Here is a 20,870-nt window from a genome sequence, read left to right on the forward strand (position 1 = left end):
GTGTGGCCGCCCGCACCAGCAACACCCCGGACAGCTCGACCGGCAACATCGGCTTCCGCTGCGCCGCGGACCTGCCATGAGCTCGTCTCGTTTCCCCGGCTCGGTGTACCGGCGCGGTGATGAGCCGCCCGAGATCCGATCACTCGGACGGCATCAGTCCGACGGCGGTCAACAGCGCGGGAACGACCACGAGCACCAGGCCCAGCAGCAGCGGTGCGCCGAGCACGCCGAGGACCGCTAGACGTGCCGGCATCCGGTGCCGCCGCGAGTACGAGACCGCGAGGACGCCGAAGCCGCCCGCCGCCAGCAGGAAGAACATGACGTACGCGATGCCGGCGAGATCGATGTCGTCGACGGAGCCGGTGAGGCCTGCGGCCATCCCGATCGCTTGTGCCACGCTGCCCAAGGCATAGACGGTCAGTGTCGCGAAGGCGCCCCAGATGACCACGGTGATGGCGCTGGGCCGGATGTGGCGGGACGGTCTCGCGATGGAGAGCAGCGCGACCACGGCTCCGATCGCCTTGAGGATGGTCACCAGCCAGTTCATGACAGTGAACGCGGAGGCATGGTCGGCGTAGCGTCCGTCGCTGAAGTGGTCGCTGAACTCGAAGACGATGTTGACCACCGCGAACCCGACGCAACCCAGGGCGACCAGAACACCGATCGCGGTGACGGCCGAACTGGGCCGGCCGGCGCGCCGAGTACGACCTGGAGCCGAAGGTGCCGCCACGTTCATGCCCACCGCCCACGCGTCGACGCCGGACGTGCCGCGGTCCGGATGCCGCGCCGCTCGCCCGCGCGGAGGTTGCGCGAGATCATGTCGCTACCTTTCGTCTCGGCGTCCGTGGCGCTCGCCATCGACGTCTTTCCGGTTCAGCGGCTCACGACGGTCGCGTATTCCGCGTGCGAAGTCGGCACTCGAGAGGCCGGAGGGCCGACCGGGCCAGGTCAGGTCCGCCGACGTCGGCGCCCTCGGTGGGGAAGCCCTCCTGGGAGGTCGAGGTAGACGAGCCGGGTGGTGGTGGCCGGTCGGCGGGGGTCGGCGAGCACGAGGGAGTAGAGCGCACGCCCGCGCCGGCCGTCGCGGACCCACGCGGGTGCGTCGGTCGTCGAGCACCTGCTGGATCGCCGGCCGCACCCCGCCAGCAGGGCCACCTCCGCGCGGCGCAATCCCTTGACACTCGGCGGTTGCCGGGTGGGCGGGCAGGAAGGGAGGTACTGGCGGTGCCGGGCACCGCAGGCTCGCCCCCGAACGGGCCCGAGTGGCGTTGACTGGGTGCATGCGAGCCACCTACCTGTTCGGCGCGGGCGACATCCGCGTGATCGACGTCCCCGACCCCATGGTCCAGCTGCCGACCGACGCGCTCGTGCGCGTGGTCCGGGCGTGCGTGTGCGGCAGTGACCTGCACCCGTACCACTCGAGGCCGGCATCCGAGAACGGCGCGTCGATCGGTCACGAGTTCGTCGGCGTGGTCGAGGAGGTGGGTGCCGAGGTCACGACGCTGAGCGCCGGCGACTTCGTCATCGCTCCCTTCGCCGTCTCGTGCGGGTGGTGTGAGTTCTGCCGGGCCGGCCTGCAGACCTCGTGCGTGAACGGCGGGTTCTGGAACGACCGGAAGCTCGGGACGGGCGGCGGGCAGGCTGAGGCGGTCCGCGTCCCGCTCGCCGACGGCACCCTCGTCGCAGTCCCAGGCGTCGACGCCGGCACCGACGAGACCCGGCTGGCGAGCCTGCTCACGCTCTCCGACGTGTACGGCACCGGCTGGCACGCCGCCCTCCGCGGCGGCGTGGGCGCGGGCAGCACCGTCACCGTCATCGGCGACGGCGCCGTCGGGCTGCTCGCCGTCCTGTCGGCCGCCCGGCTCGGCGCCGAGCGGATCGTGCTGATGGGCCGCCACCACGTGCGCACCGACCTCGGCCGGGAGTTCGGCGCCACCGACGTCGTCGCCGAGCGCGGTGAGGAGGGCATCGCCGCCGTACGAGAGCTGACCGACGGCGGCAGCCCGATCGTGCTCGAGGCGGTCGGTCACCTGCCGGCCTACGAGCAGGCCGTCGGGGTGGTCCGCCCCGGCGGGGTCATCAGCCGCGTCGGCGTCCCGCAGTACGCGGACGCACCGGTCGGGTTCGGCAGCCTCTTCGGCCCCAACATCACCCTGACCGGCGGCCCCGCCCCCGCCCGCGCGTACATCGAGCGGCTGCTGCCCGACGTTCTCGACGGCACCGTGAACCCCGGTCGCGTCTTCGACGCCGTCGCCGACCTGGAGGACGTAGCGAAGGCCTACGCCGCGATGGACGAGCGCAGCGCTCTCAAGGTGATGATCCGGCCATGAGCGTCTCCTGCCCGCCGGGACGCAGGCCCTGTGCGGGACCACGAGCGGGGCCGGGTGCACGGCGAGTCCGACGTGGACGTACCGACGCCGTGAGCCATCGCGGTCGTGACGGCTGCGAGGCCTGTGTCCCTGACCTGCGGAAACGCAGTGGCAGTGGCGCTTTCGCCTGTCCGGGTCCCCGGCTGTTCTCGACGGCCGCCCCGGCACTCACCACGACGTGGCTCGAGCACGTCGCAGACGACACGACGACGTCTGAGGAGGGTGGGTATCCTCGGGCGACATGGCCAGGTCGTCGACGAGAGCGCCGTCCATCACCGATGTGGCGCGGCTGGCCGGTGTGTCCGTTCCGACGGTGTCGCGGGTGTTGACGGGTTCGGTGCCGGTGAGCCCGGAGCGCACCGATCGGGTCATGGCGGCCATCCGCGAGCTGGGCTACCGGCCGAACGGCGCGGCCCGGGCGCTGGTGACGGGGCGGCAGTCGGTCATCGCGGTCCTCGCCAGCAACACCACGCGCTACGGCTACGCGACCACGCTGCAGGGCATCGAAGAGGCGGCCCGGCTGGCCGGCTTCATCGTCATGATCACCGTCATCGAGACCGAGGAGCCGCGCGCGGTCCAGGCCGCCGTCGACCTCGCGCTGAGCCATCCGGTCGCCGGTGTCGTCGTGCTGAAGTTCGACCCGCCCGGTGCCGCGGCGCTGCATCAACTGCCCGACGGCCTGCCGGTCGTGGCCGCGTCGGGCGGGCGCGGTGACGGTGTGCCGCACGCGGTCCTCGACGACACCGCCGGAGCCATGGCGGCCACCGACTACCTGCTCGGGCTCGGGCACCGGACCGTGCACTACGTCGCGGTGCCGACCTCGGGTCGCCGCGCCGGCCGGGCCACGGGCTGGAAGCGCGCACTGACGAGGGCCGGCGTCGAGGTGCCGCCGGTCCTCGACGCCGGCTGGGAGCCGGAGCGCGCCTACGAGATCGGCCGCGGGCTCGCCGGGCGCGACGACGTCACCGCCGTGCTGTGCGGCAACGACGAGCTCGCCATGGGCCTGATGCGCGGCCTGCACGAGGCCGGTCGCGCGGTGCCCGGCGACATCAGCGTGGTCGGTTTCGACGGCCATCCGATGGGACGGTTCTGGACGCCGGCGCTCACCACCGTCGAGCAGGACTTCGCCGATCTCGGGCGGCGGTCGTTCGCCCTGCTCGGGGGGCTGCTCGGCACCGGTCAGACCGCCAAGACGTCGTCGACGGCGGCCCGGCTGGTGATCCGCGAGAGCAGCGGCCCGCCGCCGTCGGCGCGCTAGTCCCTATCGGCGCCGGTCCGGAATCGACTCTTGACTCCCATTCTGAAAACGTTATCATCGGCGGAACGCCTCGACCTGTGAGCGTTAACAGCACCGAGGAAGGCCGATGCCGATGACGTCGCAGCCCGCCCGCATCGTGTGGGGTCACGACGCCCTGACCGTCGAGCTGATCACCGGCAACGGCGGCCCGGTCCGGCTCAACCGGATCGCGGCCGTGCCGGTCCGGCCGGCACGCGCTGACGAGGAATCGACCCGCGACCGGGCCGGGCAGCCGCTCGTCGAGCTGCTCGTCGCGGGTGACGGAAGCGTGTGGTCGGGCCCGCGGCAGATCGAGAGCATCGCCGGCGCGCGGCTGCGGTACTCCGGACACCGGACCTCGCGCGAGGACGGGTGGATCCGGCTCGAGATCGACCAGTTCGACGACGAAGCCGGGCTGCTGGTGACCTCGGTGCTGCGCTCGCCGCTGGCCGTGGCCGCTCTTCAGGCCGAGACGACGGTCCTGGTCAGTGGGTCCGAACCGGTCACCCTGCACGCCGTGAGCTCGCTCGCGACCGGAGCGTTCCGGCCCGGCGGCGGCGCCGACGGCATCGACGTCGTCTGGGCCGAGAACGACTGGCTGGCCGAAGGCCGGTGGCAGCGGCGGCCGCTGCGGGAGCACCGGCTGCCCGACATCGACCTGTCGACGCACGGCAAGAACCCGCGCGGCGCCCTGGTGCTCGCCAGCCACGGATCGTGGTCGTCGGGGGAGTACCTGCCCGCCGGCGCGCTCGTCGACACCGCGACGGGGACGGCATGGGCGTTCCAGGTCGAGCACAACGGCGCCTGGCGCTGGGAGGTGGGCGAGCGGCTCGACGGGGTCTACCTCGCGTTACACGGGCCGGGCGACGCCGACCACCAGTGGCGGCACACGCTCGAGCCCGGCCAGGAGTTCACCAGCGTCCCGGCCGCGCTGGCCGTCGGCGACGGCGGGCTGGAGGCGGCGATGGCCGCGCTGACGGCGTACCGGCGGGCGCTCGTCCGGCCGCATCCGGACCGCGAGGCGCTTCCCGTGGTCTTCAACGACTACATGAACACGCTCGACGGCGACCCCACCACCCAGCGGCTGCTGCCGCTGGTCGACGCCGCGGCGCGGGCGGGTGCGGAGTACTTCTGCATCGACGCCGGCTGGTACGACGAGGACGGCACCTGGTGGGACAGCGTCGGCGCCTGGGAGCCGTCGACCACCCGGTTCCCGGACGGCCTGGGCGAAGTCGTCGACGCGATCCGCGCCGCCGGCATGCGGCCGGGCCTGTGGCTGGAGCCCGAGGTCGTGGGCGTGCGCAGCCCGCTCGCGGACAGCCTGCCGCCGGACGCGTTCTTCCAGCGCGACGGCCGCCGGCAGGCCGAGAACGGCCGGTACCACCTCGATCTGCGCCACCCGGCCGCCGTCGCGCACCTCGACGCCACCGTCGACCGGCTGGTCGAGGAGTTCGGCATCCGCTTCTTCAAGCTGGACTACAACATCAACCCCGGCGCCGGCACCGATGCCAAGGCCGACGCGCCCGGCGCCGGGCTGCTCGCCCACAACCGGGCCCACCTGCGCTGGCTCGAGGGCGTGCTGGACCGCCATCCCGACCTCGTGCTGGAGAACTGCGGGTCCGGCGGCATGCGCATCGACTACGCGCTGCTCGCCCGGCTGCAGTTGCAGTCGACCAGCGACCAGCAGAACCCGCTGCTCTACCCGCCGATCGCCGCGGCGGCGCCGATGGCCGTGCTGCCCGAGCAGTCGGCGAGCTGGGCGTACCCGCAGCCGGAGATGACGGACGAGGAGATCGCGTTCACCGTCACGACCGGCCTCCTCGGCCGGCTCTACCTCTCCGGCCACCTGAACCGGATGACGGCGGAGCAGTTCTCGCTGGTCCGCGACGGGGTCGAGGCGCACCGGGCGATCCGCGCCCACCTGGCCCGGGCGATCCCGTTCTGGCCGCTGGGCCTGCCCGGCTGGACCGACGGGTGGATCGCCCTCGGCCTGCGCACCGGCGACGCGAGCGTCCTGGCCGTGTGGCGGCGGCCGGGCGCGGACGCCGCCGTCGACCTCCCGCTGCCGCACCTGCGCGGCAGCACACCCGGGATGGACGTGCTGTACCCGCGGCGGCTGCCCGCCTGGCCGCACGCGTGGGACGCCGAGGCCGGCGTCCTGCGCCTCGACGGCGGGCCGGCCCCGGCCGCCCGCGTGTACCGACTGCGCCACACCTGACCGACCCGAAACCGACCCCGTACCGAGGACGAGGAGAGGCTCGATGAAGAGATCCCTGACACTCGTGGCGGCGCTGGCCGCCGTCACCCTGACCGCCGCCGCCTGCAGCGATCCCGCGTCCGGCCCGTCCGGCGACAGCGGGAACGGCGACGACGGTGGCGGCGAGACCGCCGGCGGCGACGCCGCGTGGCCGGACCCGACCGGCGACCTCGACGGCGTCGAGCTGACCATCTGGGCGGCACAGAACAGCACCACCGTCCCGGAGCAGGTCGTGGCGGCGTTCGAGGAGGAGACCGGTGCCTCGGTCGAGGTCGTCACCATCCCCGACCCGTACGAGCAGGGCATCCAGACCCGCGTCGCCACGGGCGACATGCCGGACCTGGCGTTCTGGCAGCCGACGGCGTCGATGCTCACCGCCATCAACGCACGCACCAACCTGCAGCCGCTGGACGACGCGCCGTGGATCGAGGAGCTCGAGCCGGAGCTGCGGGACATGACCGGCATCCTCGACGACACCCGCTACGCCGCGCTGATCACCAGCCCGGCGGTCGAGGGCGTCTACTACAACAAGCAGGTCTTCGAGGCCAACGGGATCACCGAGACCCCCACCGACTTCGCCGAGATGGTCGACGTCGCCCGCCAGCTCGACGCGGCCGGCGTCACCCCCTTCTTCGAGATGGGCGCCGACCGCTGGGCCACCCAGTGGTGGGTGCAGGTGCAGCTGGCCGACGCGGCCGCCGACGGGTTCTGGGACCGTGTCAACGCCGGCGAGGAGACGTTCGAGAGCCCGGTCGTCGTCGACGCCATCACGACGTACCAGGGCCTGGTCGAGGAGGGCCTGTTCAACGACGACATCGTCACGGCCACGTTCGAGGACCAGGGCGACGCACTGCTGGCCGGCGACGCCGCGATGGTCGTCCAGGTCAACTCGTTCTTCGGCCAGCTCCAGGCCAAGGCCGACACCGCGACGCTGGACGAGACCATCGGGTTCTTCCCGATCTCGCCGTCGGGCAACGTCGGCACGTTCATCCCGGACCAGAGCAACGCCCTGGTCGCGTTCCGCACGGGCGACGCCGAGCGCGAGGCCGCGGCCCGGCAGCTGCTCGCGTACTGGATGGGCCCGGGCTACGAGGACTTCGTGGCCGACCGTCAGACGGTCTCGCTGAAGTCCGACGTGCCCAGCCCCAACGGCGTGCCGCAGGCGCTGCTGGACGTGCACGCGTCGCTGGCCGACTCCGTGGGCTCCATGCAGGCGCTCGCCGTCGCCAATCCGGACCTCTACCTCAACCTGGCCGACATGCTGGCCGGAACGATGACCCCCGAGCAGGTCGCGACGGCCACGCAGGACCAGTTCGAGCAGCTGGCCCAGGCGGCCGGCGTCGGGGGATGACCGTCCATGGCTCATGCTCCAGCGGCTGACCGGCGGCGGGAGCGGACCACCCATCCCGGCTGGTTCCTGCTCCCGGCGCTGGTCGTGCTGGCCGTGTTCTTCGTCGTCCCGACGGTGTTCAACTTCGTCTACGCGTTCACGGACTGGTCGAGCTTCACGAGCGAGATCAATGCCGTCGGGTTCGACAACTTCACCGCCCTCGCCGAGAGCGGCACGCTGTTCTCGTCGCTGCGGATCACGCTCGTCTACGCGGTGCTGGTGGCGATCTTCCAGAACGTGTTCGGACTGGCGCTGGCAGTGCTGCTGGAGCGGGACACCGCGCTGAACCGGATCGCCCGGGCGGCGTTCTTCATCCCGGTGCTGATGTCGGCGCTGGCGGTCGGCTACATCTTCCAGGCGCTGCTGAAGCCCGACGGGGCGCTCAACGACGTGCTCGGCTTCGTCGCCGGCCGCGACGTGGCGACGCCGTGGCTCGGCGACACCACCTGGACGATCGTCGTCGTCGCGCTGATCCACGCGTGGAAGTGGATGGGGCTGTCGATGCTCATCTACCTGGCCGGGCTGAAGACGATGCCGGAGGACGTCCTCGAGGCCGCCCGCATGGACGGTGCCCCGGCGTGGAAGGCGTTCTGGACCATCCGCTTCCCGCTGCTGGCGCCGGCGGTGACGTTCAGCGTCGCGACCGCGCTGCTCGGGTCGATGAACGGCTTCGACATCGTTCAGGCGACGACGGAGGGCGGCCCCGCGCGGACCACGGAGATCCTCAACATCTTCATCTACCGCACCTTCGGCCAGGGGCTGTTCGCGCAGGCCACGACCATGAGCCTGGTGCTGTTCCTGATGGTCGCGCTGCTGGCGTTCCCGGTCATCAGAATGCTGCGCCGCCGGGAGGAGGTCCTGTGAGCGGCGCGACGCTGCGCCGCCGGCCGCTGCGGGAGCGCTCGGCCTGGTCGCGGCTGCAGCCGCTGGTCACCGTCGTGCTGGTGACGGTTCTCGTCGGCATCCCGATGTGGCTGGTCGTCATGACGGCGGGGAAGTCGCAGGGCGAGGCGCTCAGCCCGAACCTCGCCCCGCCCACGGACTGGCAGCTGTGGGAGAACCTGCGCGAGGTCTGGGAGCGCGGCCGGATCCCGTCGGCGTTCGCGGGCAGCCTGCTGGTCATGGTGCCGGCGGTGGCCGGCGTGCTGGTCCTCGGCTCGATGGCGGCGTGGGTGCTGGCCCGGCGAACGGGCCGCGCGTACGCCGTCCTGTACGCGGCCGCCATCAGCGGCATCGTGCTGCCGCCCGCGGTGGTGACGATCGTGCTGCTGCTGCGCCAGCTCGGCCTGGCCGGCACGGCCGCCGGCATGATCGGTGTCTACGCCGGCATCTACCTGTCCACGGTGATCTTCTTCGTCACCGGGTTCGTCCGCACCATCCCGCTCGAGCTGGAAGAGGCCGCCCGGGTCGACGGCGCCGGGCCGGTGAAGGTGTTCGTGCGGATCATCCTGCCGCTGCTCCGGCCGGTGCTGGCGACGGCGACGATCCTCATCTGCCTCTACGTGTGGAACGACGTGTTCTACGCGTTCTTCGTGCTCGGCGGCCGGCTCGACACGCTGCCGCTCAACCTGTTCCAGGTGGCCAGCGCCGGGCTCTACCTCAACAACTGGCACCTGATCTTCATGTACGTGGTCCTGATGAGCCTGCCGCTGCTCATCGTGTTCGTCGTGGCCCAGCGGAAGATCATCTCCGGCATCACCAGCGGCGCGGTCAAGTAACGCCCTCGCACCACCTCCGAACCATCGACGACGACGGAAAGAGGACTCATGCGAACATGGATCGCACCGGTCGCCGCGTTGAGCGTCGTGGCCGGCGCACTGGCGGCGAGCACGCTGCCGGCTCCGCCGGCCCGTGCCGACGACGCCCAGCAGCTGGTCGTGGACCTCGACGAGCGCACCGGCCCGTTCCTGGGCGCCGGCAGCGGCACCCTGTACGGGCTCAGCGACGACGGCGTGCCCAGCGACAACACCCTCGAACCGCTGCGTCTGCACAGCATCGCGCAGAAGCCGCCGGCCGGCGCACAGCACCCGAACGGCGACGCGCTCGTCGTCGCCGGCCCGTTCTTCCGCAACGGCGGCGAGTACGTCCAGATCTACGTGCAGGACATGTACGCGCAGTGGACCTACGAGAACCCCGGCGGGGTCGTCCCGTGCAACGACGTGTGCTTCGCGAACTACATGGAGAAGCTGGCCTGGGTGGTCGACCAGGTGACGGCCCGCCCGGACGCCGACCGATTCGTCTACGTGCCGTTCAACGAGCCCGATCACATCTGGTACAGCCTCAGCACGAACAACGCCACGGCCTACCGGACCCGCATGGACGCGTTCCTGCGGCACTGGAAGCAGGCGGTCGAGTACATCCGCGCGAACCACCCCGGAGCCCGGGTCGCCGGCATGAACGACGCCACCTTCCGGCAGCGCAACTACCGCGACTTCCTGACCTTCGCGCGCGACAACGACGTGCTGCCCGACCTCACCACCTGGCACCAGCTGCCGTCGAACAGCCTCGACCCGGCCAGCGGCAACTACTTCCGCAGCACCTACGCGACCTACCGCGCGCTGGAGCAGGAGCTGGGTGTCGACCCCATCCCGATCGACATCAACGAGTACGGCGGCAACCGTGACCTCACCGTCCCCGGCCAGCTGATCAAGTGGACCGCGATGTTCGAGGAGGCCAAGGTCGCCGCCGGCGGCAAGGCGTACTGGACCGCGGCCGGCGGCCAGGCCGGCGACGTCGTGCAGACGAACAAGCCCGGCGGCGGCTGGTGGTTCTACAAGATGTACGCCGACCTGCACGGCGGTGACACGGTCGCCGTCTCCCGGCCGGACACCACCACCGTCGACGCGCTGGACGCCATCGCCGTCGTCGACGACGACCGCAGGCAGGCCCGCATCGTCACCGGCGGCACGGCCGACCCCGTCGACGTGGTCGTGAACGGTGTCGAGGAGGAGCTGTTCGGCGACACCGTCCACGTCGAGGTCCGCGCCACCACGTGGAGCGGCCAGAACTCCGACGCGCCGCCGCCGGAGGTGCTGCACAGCGCCGACGCCACGCCGGTGGGCGGGTCGGTGACCGTGCCGATCCGCGGGCTCGGCGTGCACGGCGACGGCGGTCCCAACGTCGACCGGATGACCGCCTACGAGATCGTGCTCTCGCCCGGCGGCAGCGGCAGCCGGGCGCCGGTCGAGCGGCCGTGGCGCGCGACCTACGAGGCCGAGAACGCGGCCATCACCGCCGGCACCGTCTACACCCAGGGCACGCTGCAGAACTGGAACGCGGCCGCGGCGTCGGGCAACCGCGACGTCGGCTCGCTGAACCAGGCGGCGAGCGCCGTCACGTTCGCCGTCGACGTCCCGGCCGCGGGCGACTATCGCGTGGGCATCATGTACGGCAACCAGACGGGGCAGCCGTCGCAGCAGGTGCTCACCGTCAACGGCGCGTCGCCGCGGTTCGTCGACTACGAGGCGACCATGAACTGGTCCTGGCGGACCCGGGCGGACGTCGTCGTCACTCTGCAAGCCGGGCGGAACGAGCTCCGGCTGGCCGCGTCCGACCCCACCCTGGGCCGGGCGATCGGCGAGGCGACCCTCGACCGCATCGACCTGGAGCAGCTGGGCAGCGACGGCGGCGCGGAGCCGGCCCGGGTCTACGAGGCCGAGCTGGCGCAGAGCAGCGGCGCCGCCGGCTACGAGTACGACCGCGCCGACCAGTCCGGCTCCGGCCACGTGGTGCTGCGGCGAGGCGCCGAGGAGCTGTTCGTCGTCTACGCGGAGAAGGACGGCTACTACGACCTCGACGTCCGGCACAGCAGCCCGGGCCGCCCGGGCACGGCGGTCGCGCAGATCGAGCTGGACCGCCGCGAGGTCGACGGCGCCACCCTGGTGGCGGCGCCCGGTGGCGGGTTCTGGGACACCGACCGGCACCGGCTGTTCCTCTCCGCGGGCGTCAACCGGGTGACGGTGACGCCGACCGGCCCGACGCCGGTGCGGCTGGACGCGGTCACCGTCACGCCGGCCGTCGACGGTCCGCAGCCGGTGACGGCGGTCGAGGCCGAGGACGCGGAGCTCGCCGGAGCCGCCGAGGTCCGCTCGCACCGCGCGGCATCGGGCGGCTCGTACGTCGGCGGGGTCGGCAACGGCCCGGCGAACTCGGTGACGCTGACGGTCGACGCGGCGGAGCCGGGGGAGCACCTGCTGGTCGTCCACTACGCCAACGACGAGCGCGACACCGGCCACCCGTACAACGCCGACATCATCTCCCGCCCGATCGACGTGTCCGTCAACGGCGCCGAGGCGCAGCGGCACTGGTTCAAGAACACCTGGTCGTGGGGGAACTGGTGGGCCCGCGGCGTCCCGGTGACGCTCGAGGCCGGGTCCAACGAGATCACCCTGTTCAACGATCCGGCCCGCGGCGCGACGGCGGAGGGCTGCCCGCAGCCGTGCCGTCCGGTCCTGGACAGCCCTTGGGCGCCGGACCTCGACCGGTTCGAGATCGCCCCCGTCCGGGTCGACTGAGCTTCGCGGACCGGCCCGCTCGCGGGCGGGCCGGTCCGCCTGCTCAGTGCCGCCGCGCGTCGGCGGCGTCACCTGCCGGCACGGGCCGGGCAGCGGCGGCGCTGATCAGCCGGTCGGATCGTCCGTCCGGTCGTCCGAGAGCTCGGTCAGGTCGGGCCGGCCGGCGTCTGGCGCGTTCTTCGTGGGTTCGGCGTCCTGGTCGTGTTCCTCCGCCTCGTGGGTGGCCTGGTCGGTGTCGCGCGGATCGCTCATGTGGTGCCTCCTCGTTCATCCTCTGAGTTGCGGCAGGACGGACTCGCCGTAGGCCCGGATGGTTCCCATCGGGTCGCGGCCCGCGACGTTCATGACGACGACGGCGGTAGCGCCGAGCTGTTGCAGTGCCTTGATCTTCCGCACGTGGTCCTGAGGGTCGGGGGAGAACAGGCCGGCTGTCTTGAACGCCAGGTCGGACACCTCGTTCCGGCCGTTGCCCTGGATCTGTGCCGGGTCGTGGACGTCGTCGCTGTAGTGCCGTTTGACCTGGATGGCCTTCCATTCCCGCGCGCTGTCCACGGCGGCGTCGCCGGTGTCGTCGATGGCGGCGATCGCCTGCAGGATGATCTCACCCGGCTCGCGCCCGGCTTCCTCACACGCCCGGCGGTATCCGGCCACGACGCCGGGCACGGTGCGCGGGTCGGCGAGCGTCCACACGCCGTCGGCGTGGCGGCCGGCGACCTCGGCCGCGCGCGGCCCGAACGCGGACATGAAGATCGGCGGGCGCCGTTCGGGCAGGCCGTAGAGCCGCGCCGAATCGGTCCGGAAGTACTGGCCGCGGAAGGTCACGGTCTCGCCGTCGAGCAGTCGGCGGATGATGGTCAGGGCTTCCTCGGTCCGCTCCAGTTGCTCGCCCACCGGCGGCCAGTCCAGGCCGGCCGGCACCTCGTTCATCGCCTCTCCGGAGCCGACGCCCAGGAACGCGCGTCCGGGAGCGAGGATCTCCAGCGTCGCCACCTGCTGCGCCACGACGACGGGGTTGTAGCGGTGCACGACGGCGGTGACGGCCGGCCCGAGCGCGACGGTGCTGGTGACCTGGCTGGCCGCGCCCAGCCACACCCAGGCGTTGCCGCTGGCCGCCGGAGCGGGGTCGCCGGGTTCCCACCATGGCGCGAGATGATCGCTGCAGCAGACCAGGTCGAAGCCCGCGCGTTCGGCTTCGGCGGCCTGGGTCAGCAGCTGGTCGGCGCTGAACCGCTCGTGCGCCAGCGCAAGGCCGTATGCGAGCTCGTCCGGCTGGCGGCGACGGGCCCACAGCAGTCCCCGCGCCGATTCGATGACTCCCATGCCGCGCCCCTACCCAGGCGCTCCGTCCGCACACGCCGACGCTGGACCTGGCGGGGTGGGAGCACCGGGGGTCCGTGGAAGGCGAGGAGGCCGCGATCGATCCCGAGCCGCATGCGTCACCACGGTGAGCGTGCTCATGGCCGCGCAGGCCGATGCGATCCCTTCGACGACGGCGGTGCGATCAGGTGGACGAGGTACCCGCCACGACAGGAGAGGATCGCGCGGATGGGCGACAGGCGTCGGTGGGTGTGGGCTCGCCGATGGCCTGGCGCAGGTCGCGCAGGATCCGCGTCAGCAGCCTGGAGATCTGCATCTGGGTGATGCCGAGCTCGGCTCCGATCTCCTGCTGGGTCCAGCCGCAGAAGAAGCGGCGGTAGACGATGTGCGCGTCGCGGCGGGGGAGTGCACGACACGCGGACCGCAGTACGACGAGGGCCTCGGCGTGGTCGAAGCCGGGTTCTGACGTTCCCAGCGTGTCGGTGATCGTGAGGCCCTCTCCGTGGGCGGCGGCCGTGGGCTGGTCGAGCGACATCGCGGTGTAGTAGTCGGCGGACCTCTCGGCCTCCCTGATCTCCACCGGGTCGGCACCGAGGTGATCGGCCAGGTCGTCGGCAGAGGGCACCGACCCGAGCTCCTGGCAGAGCCGGTCCGATGCCGCCGTCATCGCACTGCGCAGCTCCTGCACGCGACGCGGCGGGCGAACGGTCCAGACGTGGTCGCGGAAGTACCTCTTGACCTCGCCGAGGATCGTGGGCACGGCGAAGGAGACGAAGTCGTGGCCGCGCTCGGCGTCGAAGCGCTGAGCGGCGGCCACCAGGCCCAGGTAGGCGACCTGGCGCAGCTCGTCCGCGTCGACGCCGCGCCCCTGGTAGCGGCGGGCGATGGCGTCGGCGATCCCGAGGTTGGCGGTCACGGCCTCGTGGATGAGCCGACGCCGCTCCCCGGCGGTGGCGCGGGCCGCCGCGCGCAGGAGGGCGTTGGTCCGCTCGTCGTGCTCTCGCCGGTCGACGTACCGGGCCGGCGCGGTCGAGTGGTCGCGCTCGCGCGTTGGACGAGCGGACGTCAGCGTGGTCATGTGTCCCCCAAGAGGTGTGGATGAAGGAGGGCACACTTCCGAACCACGTCCTGAACGACGGGGAAGGTACCCGTTCGCCGCCCGATGACACCCGGCCGGACCCGAGTAGTGCCCGGCCGGGTGCGTGGCCGGCGAGCGCCGGCCGACTCAGGCCGGTACGGCGTGCTTCGTCGCCGAACCTTCGATGTCGCCGGTCAGCGTCCGGCCGGCGCCGCTGTCGATGGCCTGCGGGCCGTGGTCGCCGGACGACGTCACGTTGATCTTGCGCGGCTTCGCCTGCTCGGCGACCGGGATGAGCAGCGTCAGGACACCGGAGTCGTAGTTCGCGGTGATGTGCTCGAGATCGAGGTTGTCGCCGAGCACCAGCTGGCGGCTGAAGACGCCGCGTGGTCGTTCGGCGGCGATCAGTTCCATGTCGTTCTCGGGTGCGGGACGCTCGGCCTTGACGGTCACGACGTTGCGCTCGACGTCGAGGTCGATCGAGTCGACGGCCACGCCCGGCAGATCGAACTCGACGACGAACCGGTCGCCCTCGCGCCAGGCGTCCATCGGCATGACGGCCGGACGGGCGAGGGTGCCCCTGGTGCCCAACATCTGCTGGGTCAGACGGTCCAGCTCACGGAACGGATCGGTGCGCATAAGCATCGGTTCCACCTCCATCGCTTCCAGACGAGATGCTCCTTCCGGCCATGGATCGCTCGGGTGCGATCTATGGCATGCGCTATAGTTTTTCTATAACATAGCGCTCACAAAGCGTGCAACACATCTGGACCTGCAAGCGCACAGGAGGCTCATGACCAGCGGCGGCGACGGCGACATCGACTCGGCGCGGGGGGTGTACGGCATCACGGTCGCGGCCGACCTCGTGGGCATGGGGGTGCAGAACCTCCGCCTGTACGAGGCGCGCGGACTGCTCAAGCCGGCCCGCACCGACGGCGGGACCCGCCGCTACAGCGCCGACGACCTCGACCGGCTCCGCCGCATCGGCGAGCTGCTCGACAGCGGCCTCAACCTCGCCGGCATCGCCATGGTCCTCGAGCTCGAGACCGAGAACGATCGGCTCCGTCACGATCTCTCGGCGCCGGGCGGTTCACCGGCGGAAGACACCTGACGCGACCGTCCCGGTGCGGGCGGCGGTCGACGGCTGGTCGATAGGCCGGGGCGATGGCCGGCCCGGTGCGCCGCGGCGTCAACGTCGCCGCGTTGCTCGATGCGCCGGGACTGGAGGCGGCCGGCCGTTGCGTCCGGCAGATCGAGGTGGCTCGGGCCGCCGGATTCGACACCGTCCGGCTGCCGGTGCGCTGGTCCGATCACACGGATGCGCGGCGCCCGTACACGGTCGAACCCGCGGCTCTCGAGTTGGTCGGCGGGGTGGTCGACCACGCGCTCGGCCGCGGTCTCACCGTCGTAGTGAACGTGCACCACTTCGACGAGCTGCAGGCGGACCCGGACGGTCAGCGCGACCGGTTCCTCGCCAGGTGGGATCAGCTCGCGCGGCGGTACCTGCCGATCAGCTCGAGCTGGTCTCGTGTCCTCTCGTCCGCCGTCGCCCCGTCCCGTTCGTCGCTCGGCGGGTCGGCCCATTCGGGTGCCGCAGCGCTCCGAACCCGGCCAGGGCGATGACGGCGGACAGCAGCCAGCCGGCCCGGTGCCCGCCGGTGTCGGCGACCGCGAGCACGACGGCGACGCCCACCGCGGTCCCGACCTGGCCGCCGGTGTTGATCAGGGCCGACGACATGCCGCGGCCGTGTTCGGGTCCGGACGTGCCGAGAGTGGTGGAGCCGACGGCGGAGCAGCCCAGCCCGGCGCCCAGCAGGGCGAGGCCCGCGGCCAGCACGCCCGTCGTCACCGTCGTCACCCCGGCCGCCAGCGCGAGAGCCAGCGCGGCGGAGGTCATGACGGCCAGCCCGGCGGCCATGGCACGGTACGGCCGGTTCGGCGCCAGCCGGGGGGCGGCGGCCGACCCGGCGATGACGGCCACGCTGAAGGAGAGCAGCACGAGCCCGCTGGCCGACGGCGTCAGCCCCAGCTCACGCTGGGCGTAGCCGGCCGCGACGACCACGGCCGATCCGGTGGCCGCGTTGTTCACGAAGGCGATGGCCGACGACGACGTCAGCCGGCGGTCCGACCAGGTCTCGGGCGGGCAGACGGGGTCGCGTGCATGCCGCTCGATCAGCACGAACGCCACCAGCAGCACCACGACGGCCGCGATGCCGCCGGCGGCGAGCGGACCGCTCGCCGACGTGGCCAGCACGAGCAGGATCAGGGCTGCGGTGACCGTGGCCGCCCCGGCCACGTCGAGGCCGGCACCGGGCCGCCGCGGCGCCGGGCGCACCACCGTCAGCACACCCACCACCAGCACCACCGTCACCGGCACGTTCAGCAGGAAGACCCACCGCCAGCCGCCGACGTCGGTCAGCACGCCGCCGACGAAGAACCCGCTGCCGCCGCCCACCGCACCGACCGCCGTCCACAGCGCGACGGCGCGGTCGTGCCGGTCCCCGGCGTGCGCGACCAGCAGGCTCAGGGCGTTCGGGATCATCGCCGCCGCGGCCGCTCCCTGCAGGCACCGGGCGACGACGAGTCCCTCCGACGTCGGCGCCAGCCCGGCCGCCGCGGACGCCAGCCCGAACACCGTCAGGCCGGCCAGCAGGACCCGCCGCGCACCGAGCCGGTCGCCGAGTCGGCCGGCGAGGATGAGCAGCCCGCCGAACGCCGCCGCATACCCCGTCACCACGAGGGCGCCGGACGTGCCGAGGTCGCGCTCGATCGCCGGCAGGGCCGGCACGGCCACGGTCACGCCCAGCACGTTGACGAGCTCGGCGATGCAGAGCACGGCGACCGGCAGCATGGGAGGTCTCGTACCCGCGGAGCCCGCCCGTGATCCGGCCGGCTCGCGTTCAGGCCGGTCAGCGGTCGATGGCGCCCTGTCGGCGACGACAGGTCTGGGGTCGCCGAGGACGGGTAAGGGGTCGGTACCGAAAGATCCGCGTCACGAGGAGAAGAAGACCATGATCGGATTCATCGTTGCGGGCCTCGTCATCGGTGTCCTGGCCCGGCTGGTGACGCCCGGCAAGCAGAAGCTGGGCTGGATCGCCACCCTGCTGCTCGGCCTCGCCGGGTCGGTCATTGGCGGAGTGATCGCCAACCTCCTCGGCACCGGCGACATCTTCGAGCTCAACGTGCTGGGATTCATCGTCGCGGTCATCGCCGCCGTGCTGCTCATCGGCACCGCCGAGGCGCTCAACGGCCGCCAGAAGCAGTCGCACTGACGGCCCCCCGCGGTCGGGTCTGAGGATGGAACCGGTGCCGGGGGAGGGTTCGGCCGGGCGTGCCGGTCACTCCTGCATCCTCGGATCCTGGGTCGGGTCGTCGTACCTGCGCGGACAGCCGTCGTCGGCGGCGTCGGGGCGCAGTTCGTAGTGCCAGGGCTCGTTGTCGTAGATCTGGCAGAGCCCGTACTCCGCGCCGTGCTCCGACAGCCAGTCCGTCGCCTCGGACGGCCCGAGGTCGACGGCGTCCCCCGACACGTGCAGGGACGTCTCCGGGGTGGAGACCCACCGGGCCGCCTCCTCCTCCGAGCCGTACTCGGCGACGGCCTCGCGGAGCAGGTGCTCCTGGTACTCCGCCGATCGCCAGCCGCTGTTGACGACGAACTCGACCCCGTCGTCCGCGGCATCGGACGCGGCCTCGCGGAGGGCGTCGAGCAGGTCGGGGTCGAGCTGGGCCACAGCCGGCACGTCGTCGTCGAAGACCGTCACACCGTCGGGGACGGCGCCGTCCGCCTCGCCGAGGGGCATCGAGGGAGGGCGGCCGGGCCGGGAGTCCTCCCTGGCCGGGCGGCCGGACCCCGCATCGGTGGCGGCGGGTCCGGCGTCTGCCTCCGCGCCGGCTTCCGCGTCGGCACTGCCCACGGCAGGCGTGGAGTCGTCGCCGGGAAGCAGGTCGAGGGGTGAAGCGGCGACAGCGACGATCGCCGCGCCGAGGACGACGGCGGCGGCGAGGATGGTCGACGACGTGCGGTGGGCCGCTCTTCGCGCTGGTCGGCTGTAGGACATGCGTCCAGCCAAGGCACCCGGGTGTTGTCAGCGCGTATCCGGATTTCGATACGCCGGCGATATGCTCCGGCTCGTAGCATCGAGAGCGTGCGGGTGCTGATCGTCGAGGACGAGCCATATCTGGCCGAGGCCATTCGCGACGGCGTGCGCCTCGAGGCGATCGCCGCCGACATCGCCGGCGACGGCGACACCGCGCTGGAGCTGCTGAGCGTCAACACCTACGACATCGCCGTCCTCGACCGCGACATCCCCGGCCCTTCCGGCGACGAGATCGCCCGGCGCATCGTCGCCTCCGGCAGCGGCATGCCGATCCTCATGCTGACCGCCGCCGGCCGGCTCGACGACAAGGCCTCCGGGTTCGAGCTCGGCGCCGACGACTACCTCACGAAGCCGTTCGCGCTCCGCGAGCTCGTGCTCCGCCTCAGGGCTCTCGACCGCCGGCGCGCCCACAACCGGCCGCCCGTGCGAGAGATCGCGGGCCTGCGGCTGGACCCGTTCCGCCGCGAGGTCTACCGCGACGGCCGCTACGTGGCACTCACCCGGAAGCAGTTCGCCGTGCTCGAGGTCCTCGTCGCCGCCGACGGCGGCGTCGTCAGCGCCGAGGAGCTGCTGGAGCGGGCGTGGGACGAGAACGCCGACCCGTTCACCAACGCCGTGCGCATCACGGTCTCGGCGCTGCGCAAGCGGCTCGGCGAGCCCTGGGTCATCGCCACGGTGCCCGGCGTCGGCTACCGCATCGACACCGCGCCCGACACCGCAGCCGGCGCCGTCGACGCAGGAGCGGACGATGGATAGGCCACCCGGCCCGAGCGTCCGTCTCAAGCTCACCCTGAGCTACGCCGGGTTCCTCATGCTCGCCGGCGCGTTGCTGCTCGCGGTCGTGTGGGTCTTCCTGCTGCGGTACGTCCCCGACAGAGCGGTCATGTTCGGGCGCGACGGCTTCATCCCCAATCGCAGCGACCTCCAGCGCGCCTTCTTCCCGAAGGCGGCCGCGGCGCTGGTGTTCCTGCTGGCCCTCGGCCTGCTGGGCGGATGGGTCCTCGCCGGCCGCATGCTCGCGCCCCTGCGGCGCATCACCCAGGCCACCCGGCTGGCCGCGCACGGATCGCTTGCGCACCGGATCCGGCTGGACGGCCCCAGGGACGAGTTCCGCGAGCTGGCCGACAGCTTCGACGCCATGCTCGCCCGGCTCGAGGCGCACGTCGCCGAACAGCGGCGGTTCGCCGCCAACGCCTCTCACGAGCTGCGCACCCCGCTGGCGACCACGCAGATCCTGCTCGACGTCGCCCGCAACGACCCGAGCCGCGACACCGGCGAGCTGGTCGAACGTCTCAGCAGCGTCAACACGCGGGCGATCGACCTCACCGAGGCGCTGCTCCTGCTCAGCCTCACCGACCAGCGGTCCTTCACGCGTGAGCACGTCGACCTCTCGCTGATCGCGGAGGAGACCACGGAGACGCTGCTGCCCCTCGCGGAGGAGCGCGGCGTCGCCATCGAGACCTCCGGCGACCAGGCACCCGCCGTCGGCTCGTCCGCGCTCCTGCTGCAGCTGACGACGAACCTCGTGCACAACGCGATCGTCCACAACCTGCCCGAGGACGGCACCGTGTGGGTCACGACCGGCGTGCAGCCGGGAGCCGTGCTGCTCACCGTCGAGAACACCGGCGTGAAGCGAGCCGCGCACGTGGTGTCGACGCTGGTCGAGCCGTTCCAGCGCGGCACCAGCCGCGTCCGCTCCGACCACGCGGGCGTGGGCCTCGGCCTGGCGATCGTCAAGAGCATCGCCGAGGCGCACGACGGAACCCTCACCGTCGGCCCCCGCCCGGCCGGTGGGCTCCGCGTCACCGTCCGGCTGCCCGCCGCACCGGACGCCGTCGGTCACGAGGCCTTCACGTAGCCGCGCGCCTCGACGATGCGGCCGCCGCGGATCCGGAGGAGGTTCACGCCGCGGAGCCGGTCCTCATCGCCGTCGCCCCAGGTGAGGACCCACGGCTGCACGGCGAGGTCGCCGTGGATCTCCGCCCGCTCCGGTGTGAACCTCAGCGCCCGGTTCCCGGCGAGCTCTGACCAGCGCGCCAGGCAGGCCTCGCCGCCCTCGCGGCGGACCCCGTCCGGAGCCGGGCCGGAGTCCTCGATGACGCAGTCGTCGGCGATCAGGTCCGTCAGGAGTCCCGGATCGTGCAGCCGGAAGGCGTCGTTGTACCGGTCGAGCACCTCACGGGTGCCGGCCGTCTCGGCGGCCAGAGGGACGTCGCCGGTCTTGCTGTAGGCGAGCGCCTCGACGATGACGCCGTCGCTCACCCGGAGGAGCGTCACGCCGCGCACGGAGCCGGCCGGGCCGTCGCCGAAGTGGTACCGCCAGCGGATGGTCGCCCGCTCGCCGGCGACGGTGACGTCCTCGGGCTCGAATCGGGTCGTGTGGTCGGCCGCGAGGGCCCGCCAGAACGCCAGGCAGGCGTCGCGGCCCTCGGTGCGGGCGCCGTCCGGGGCCGGCTGGATGGCCTCCATGACGCAGTCGGTCCCGATCAGCTCGGGCAGCGACTCGGCGTCGTGCTCGGTGAAGACACGGTTGAAGCGGTCGATGACTTGGGCCGTCGTGAGGGTCGGCATC

Annotated in this window: 20 protein-coding genes and 2 pseudogenes; 13 read left to right on the top strand and 9 right to left on the bottom strand. The window is 72.3% G+C overall.

Translation table 11 applies throughout. The annotated features are described in order from the left end of the window. Positions 1–80: pseudogene (locus E1212_RS31275) on the top strand (SUMF1/EgtB/PvdO family nonheme iron enzyme); the annotation flags it as partial. A 59-nt stretch (positions 81–139) separates the two neighbouring features. Here the strand turns inward: E1212_RS31275 and E1212_RS12885 are convergent. Together E1212_RS12885 and E1212_RS31070 are read right to left on the bottom strand one after the other, a co-directional pair. Then, positions 140–625 carry a hypothetical protein gene (locus E1212_RS12885; RefSeq protein WP_131983014.1) on the bottom strand — a complete coding sequence of 162 codons (486 nt, stop codon included), beginning with the start codon at positions 623–625 and terminating at the stop codon, positions 140–142. A gap of 374 nt (positions 626–999) precedes the next feature. Further along, positions 1,000–1,150 (bottom strand): annotated as a pseudogene (locus E1212_RS31070) (transcriptional regulator); the annotation flags it as partial. 130 nt (positions 1,151–1,280) lie between these two features. Here E1212_RS31070 and E1212_RS12895 point away from each other — a divergent pair. From E1212_RS12895 to E1212_RS12925, 7 genes are all read left to right on the top strand, one after another. Continuing rightward, a complete protein-coding gene (locus E1212_RS12895; RefSeq protein ID WP_131983016.1) occupies positions 1,281–2,330 on the top strand; it encodes an alcohol dehydrogenase catalytic domain-containing protein in 1,050 nt (349 codons plus the stop codon). Between the two features lie 280 nt (positions 2,331–2,610). Beyond that, positions 2,611–3,627, top strand: a complete 1,017-nt coding sequence (locus E1212_RS12900) for a LacI family DNA-binding transcriptional regulator (RefSeq protein ID WP_131983018.1) — start codon at positions 2,611–2,613, stop codon at positions 3,625–3,627. A gap of 112 nt (positions 3,628–3,739) precedes the next feature. After that, the gene (locus E1212_RS12905) at positions 3,740–5,863 is read left to right on the top strand and encodes a glycoside hydrolase family 36 protein (RefSeq protein ID WP_131983020.1); all 2,124 of its coding nucleotides are present in this window, start codon (positions 3,740–3,742) and stop codon (positions 5,861–5,863) included. A 43-nt stretch (positions 5,864–5,906) separates the two neighbouring features. Then, complete coding sequence (locus E1212_RS12910) at positions 5,907–7,253, top strand: ABC transporter substrate-binding protein (RefSeq protein ID WP_131983022.1); 1,347 nt, start codon at positions 5,907–5,909, stop codon at positions 7,251–7,253. Between the two features lie 6 nt (positions 7,254–7,259). After that, positions 7,260–8,156 carry a carbohydrate ABC transporter permease gene (locus E1212_RS12915; RefSeq protein ID WP_131983024.1) on the top strand — a complete coding sequence of 299 codons (897 nt, stop codon included), beginning with the start codon at positions 7,260–7,262 and terminating at the stop codon, positions 8,154–8,156. Further along, a complete protein-coding gene (locus tag E1212_RS12920) occupies positions 8,153–9,010 on the top strand; it encodes a carbohydrate ABC transporter permease (protein ID WP_203416809.1) in 858 nt (285 codons plus the stop codon). The genes E1212_RS12915 and E1212_RS12920 overlap by 4 nt, the downstream gene beginning before the upstream one ends. Before the next feature lie 48 nt (positions 9,011–9,058). After that, positions 9,059–11,806: a CBM35 domain-containing protein gene (locus tag E1212_RS12925; protein WP_131983026.1), complete on the top strand. Its 2,748-nt coding sequence runs from the start codon at positions 9,059–9,061 to the stop codon at positions 11,804–11,806. A 105-nt stretch (positions 11,807–11,911) separates the two neighbouring features. On the opposite strand, the gene E1212_RS29430 is transcribed toward E1212_RS12925, so the two are convergent. The 4 genes from E1212_RS29430 to E1212_RS12940 form a co-directional block, all read right to left on the bottom strand. Continuing rightward, complete coding sequence (locus tag E1212_RS29430) at positions 11,912–12,058, bottom strand: hypothetical protein (protein WP_162605448.1); 147 nt, start codon at positions 12,056–12,058, stop codon at positions 11,912–11,914. Between the two features lie 15 nt (positions 12,059–12,073). Beyond that, a complete protein-coding gene (locus E1212_RS12930; RefSeq protein WP_131983028.1) occupies positions 12,074–13,126 on the bottom strand; it encodes a TIGR03557 family F420-dependent LLM class oxidoreductase in 1,053 nt (350 codons plus the stop codon). 181 nt (positions 13,127–13,307) lie between these two features. Then, positions 13,308–14,201: a sigma-70 family RNA polymerase sigma factor gene (locus E1212_RS12935; RefSeq protein WP_131983030.1), complete on the bottom strand. Its 894-nt coding sequence runs from the start codon at positions 14,199–14,201 to the stop codon at positions 13,308–13,310. A 147-nt stretch (positions 14,202–14,348) separates the two neighbouring features. Next, a complete protein-coding gene (locus E1212_RS12940; RefSeq protein WP_131983032.1) occupies positions 14,349–14,846 on the bottom strand; it encodes an Hsp20/alpha crystallin family protein in 498 nt (165 codons plus the stop codon). 148 nt (positions 14,847–14,994) lie between these two features. Between E1212_RS12940 and E1212_RS12945 the strand changes: the two genes are divergently transcribed. Together E1212_RS12945 and E1212_RS31075 are read left to right on the top strand one after the other, a co-directional pair. Further along, positions 14,995–15,312, top strand: coding sequence for a MerR family transcriptional regulator (locus E1212_RS12945; protein WP_131983034.1), 318 nt, complete (start codon positions 14,995–14,997; stop codon positions 15,310–15,312). Positions 15,313–15,365: 53 nt separating this feature from the next. Further along, entirely contained in the window at positions 15,366–15,824 is a 459-nt protein-coding gene (locus E1212_RS31075; protein ID WP_131983036.1) for a glycoside hydrolase family 5 protein, read from the top strand. Here the strand turns inward: E1212_RS31075 and E1212_RS12955 are convergent. After that, positions 15,712–17,052, bottom strand: a complete 1,341-nt coding sequence (locus tag E1212_RS12955; RefSeq protein ID WP_131983038.1) for an MFS transporter — start codon at positions 17,050–17,052, stop codon at positions 15,712–15,714. The two genes, E1212_RS31075 and E1212_RS12955, sit on opposite strands and share 113 nt — an antisense overlap. Positions 17,053–17,212: 160 nt before the next feature. On the opposite strand from E1212_RS12955, the gene E1212_RS12960 reads away from it, so the two are divergent. Then, the gene (locus E1212_RS12960) at positions 17,213–17,473 is read left to right on the top strand and encodes a GlsB/YeaQ/YmgE family stress response membrane protein (protein WP_131983040.1); all 261 of its coding nucleotides are present in this window, start codon (positions 17,213–17,215) and stop codon (positions 17,471–17,473) included. A gap of 66 nt (positions 17,474–17,539) precedes the next feature. Here E1212_RS12960 and E1212_RS12965 read toward each other — a convergent pair whose 3' ends face one another. Then, entirely contained in the window at positions 17,540–18,259 is a 720-nt protein-coding gene (locus E1212_RS12965; protein ID WP_131983041.1) for a M15 family metallopeptidase, read from the bottom strand. 87 nt (positions 18,260–18,346) lie between these two features. On the opposite strand from E1212_RS12965, the gene E1212_RS12970 reads away from it, so the two are divergent. Both E1212_RS12970 and E1212_RS12975 read left to right on the top strand, forming a co-directional pair. Beyond that, a complete protein-coding gene (locus tag E1212_RS12970; protein ID WP_131983043.1) occupies positions 18,347–19,054 on the top strand; it encodes a response regulator transcription factor in 708 nt (235 codons plus the stop codon). After that, positions 19,047–20,156, top strand: coding sequence for a sensor histidine kinase (locus E1212_RS12975; RefSeq protein ID WP_131983045.1), 1,110 nt, complete (start codon positions 19,047–19,049; stop codon positions 20,154–20,156). The genes E1212_RS12970 and E1212_RS12975 overlap by 8 nt, the downstream gene beginning before the upstream one ends. Here E1212_RS12975 and E1212_RS29995 read toward each other — a convergent pair. Continuing rightward, positions 20,138–20,869, bottom strand: coding sequence for a nuclear transport factor 2 family protein (locus E1212_RS29995; RefSeq protein WP_203416810.1), 732 nt, complete (start codon positions 20,867–20,869; stop codon positions 20,138–20,140). The genes E1212_RS12975 and E1212_RS29995 overlap by 19 nt on opposite strands. Position 20,870: the final 1 nt, after the last annotated feature.

Source organism: Jiangella ureilytica, from assembly GCF_004348545.1.
Taxonomy (GTDB): domain Bacteria; phylum Actinomycetota; class Actinomycetes; order Jiangellales; family Jiangellaceae; genus Jiangella; species Jiangella ureilytica.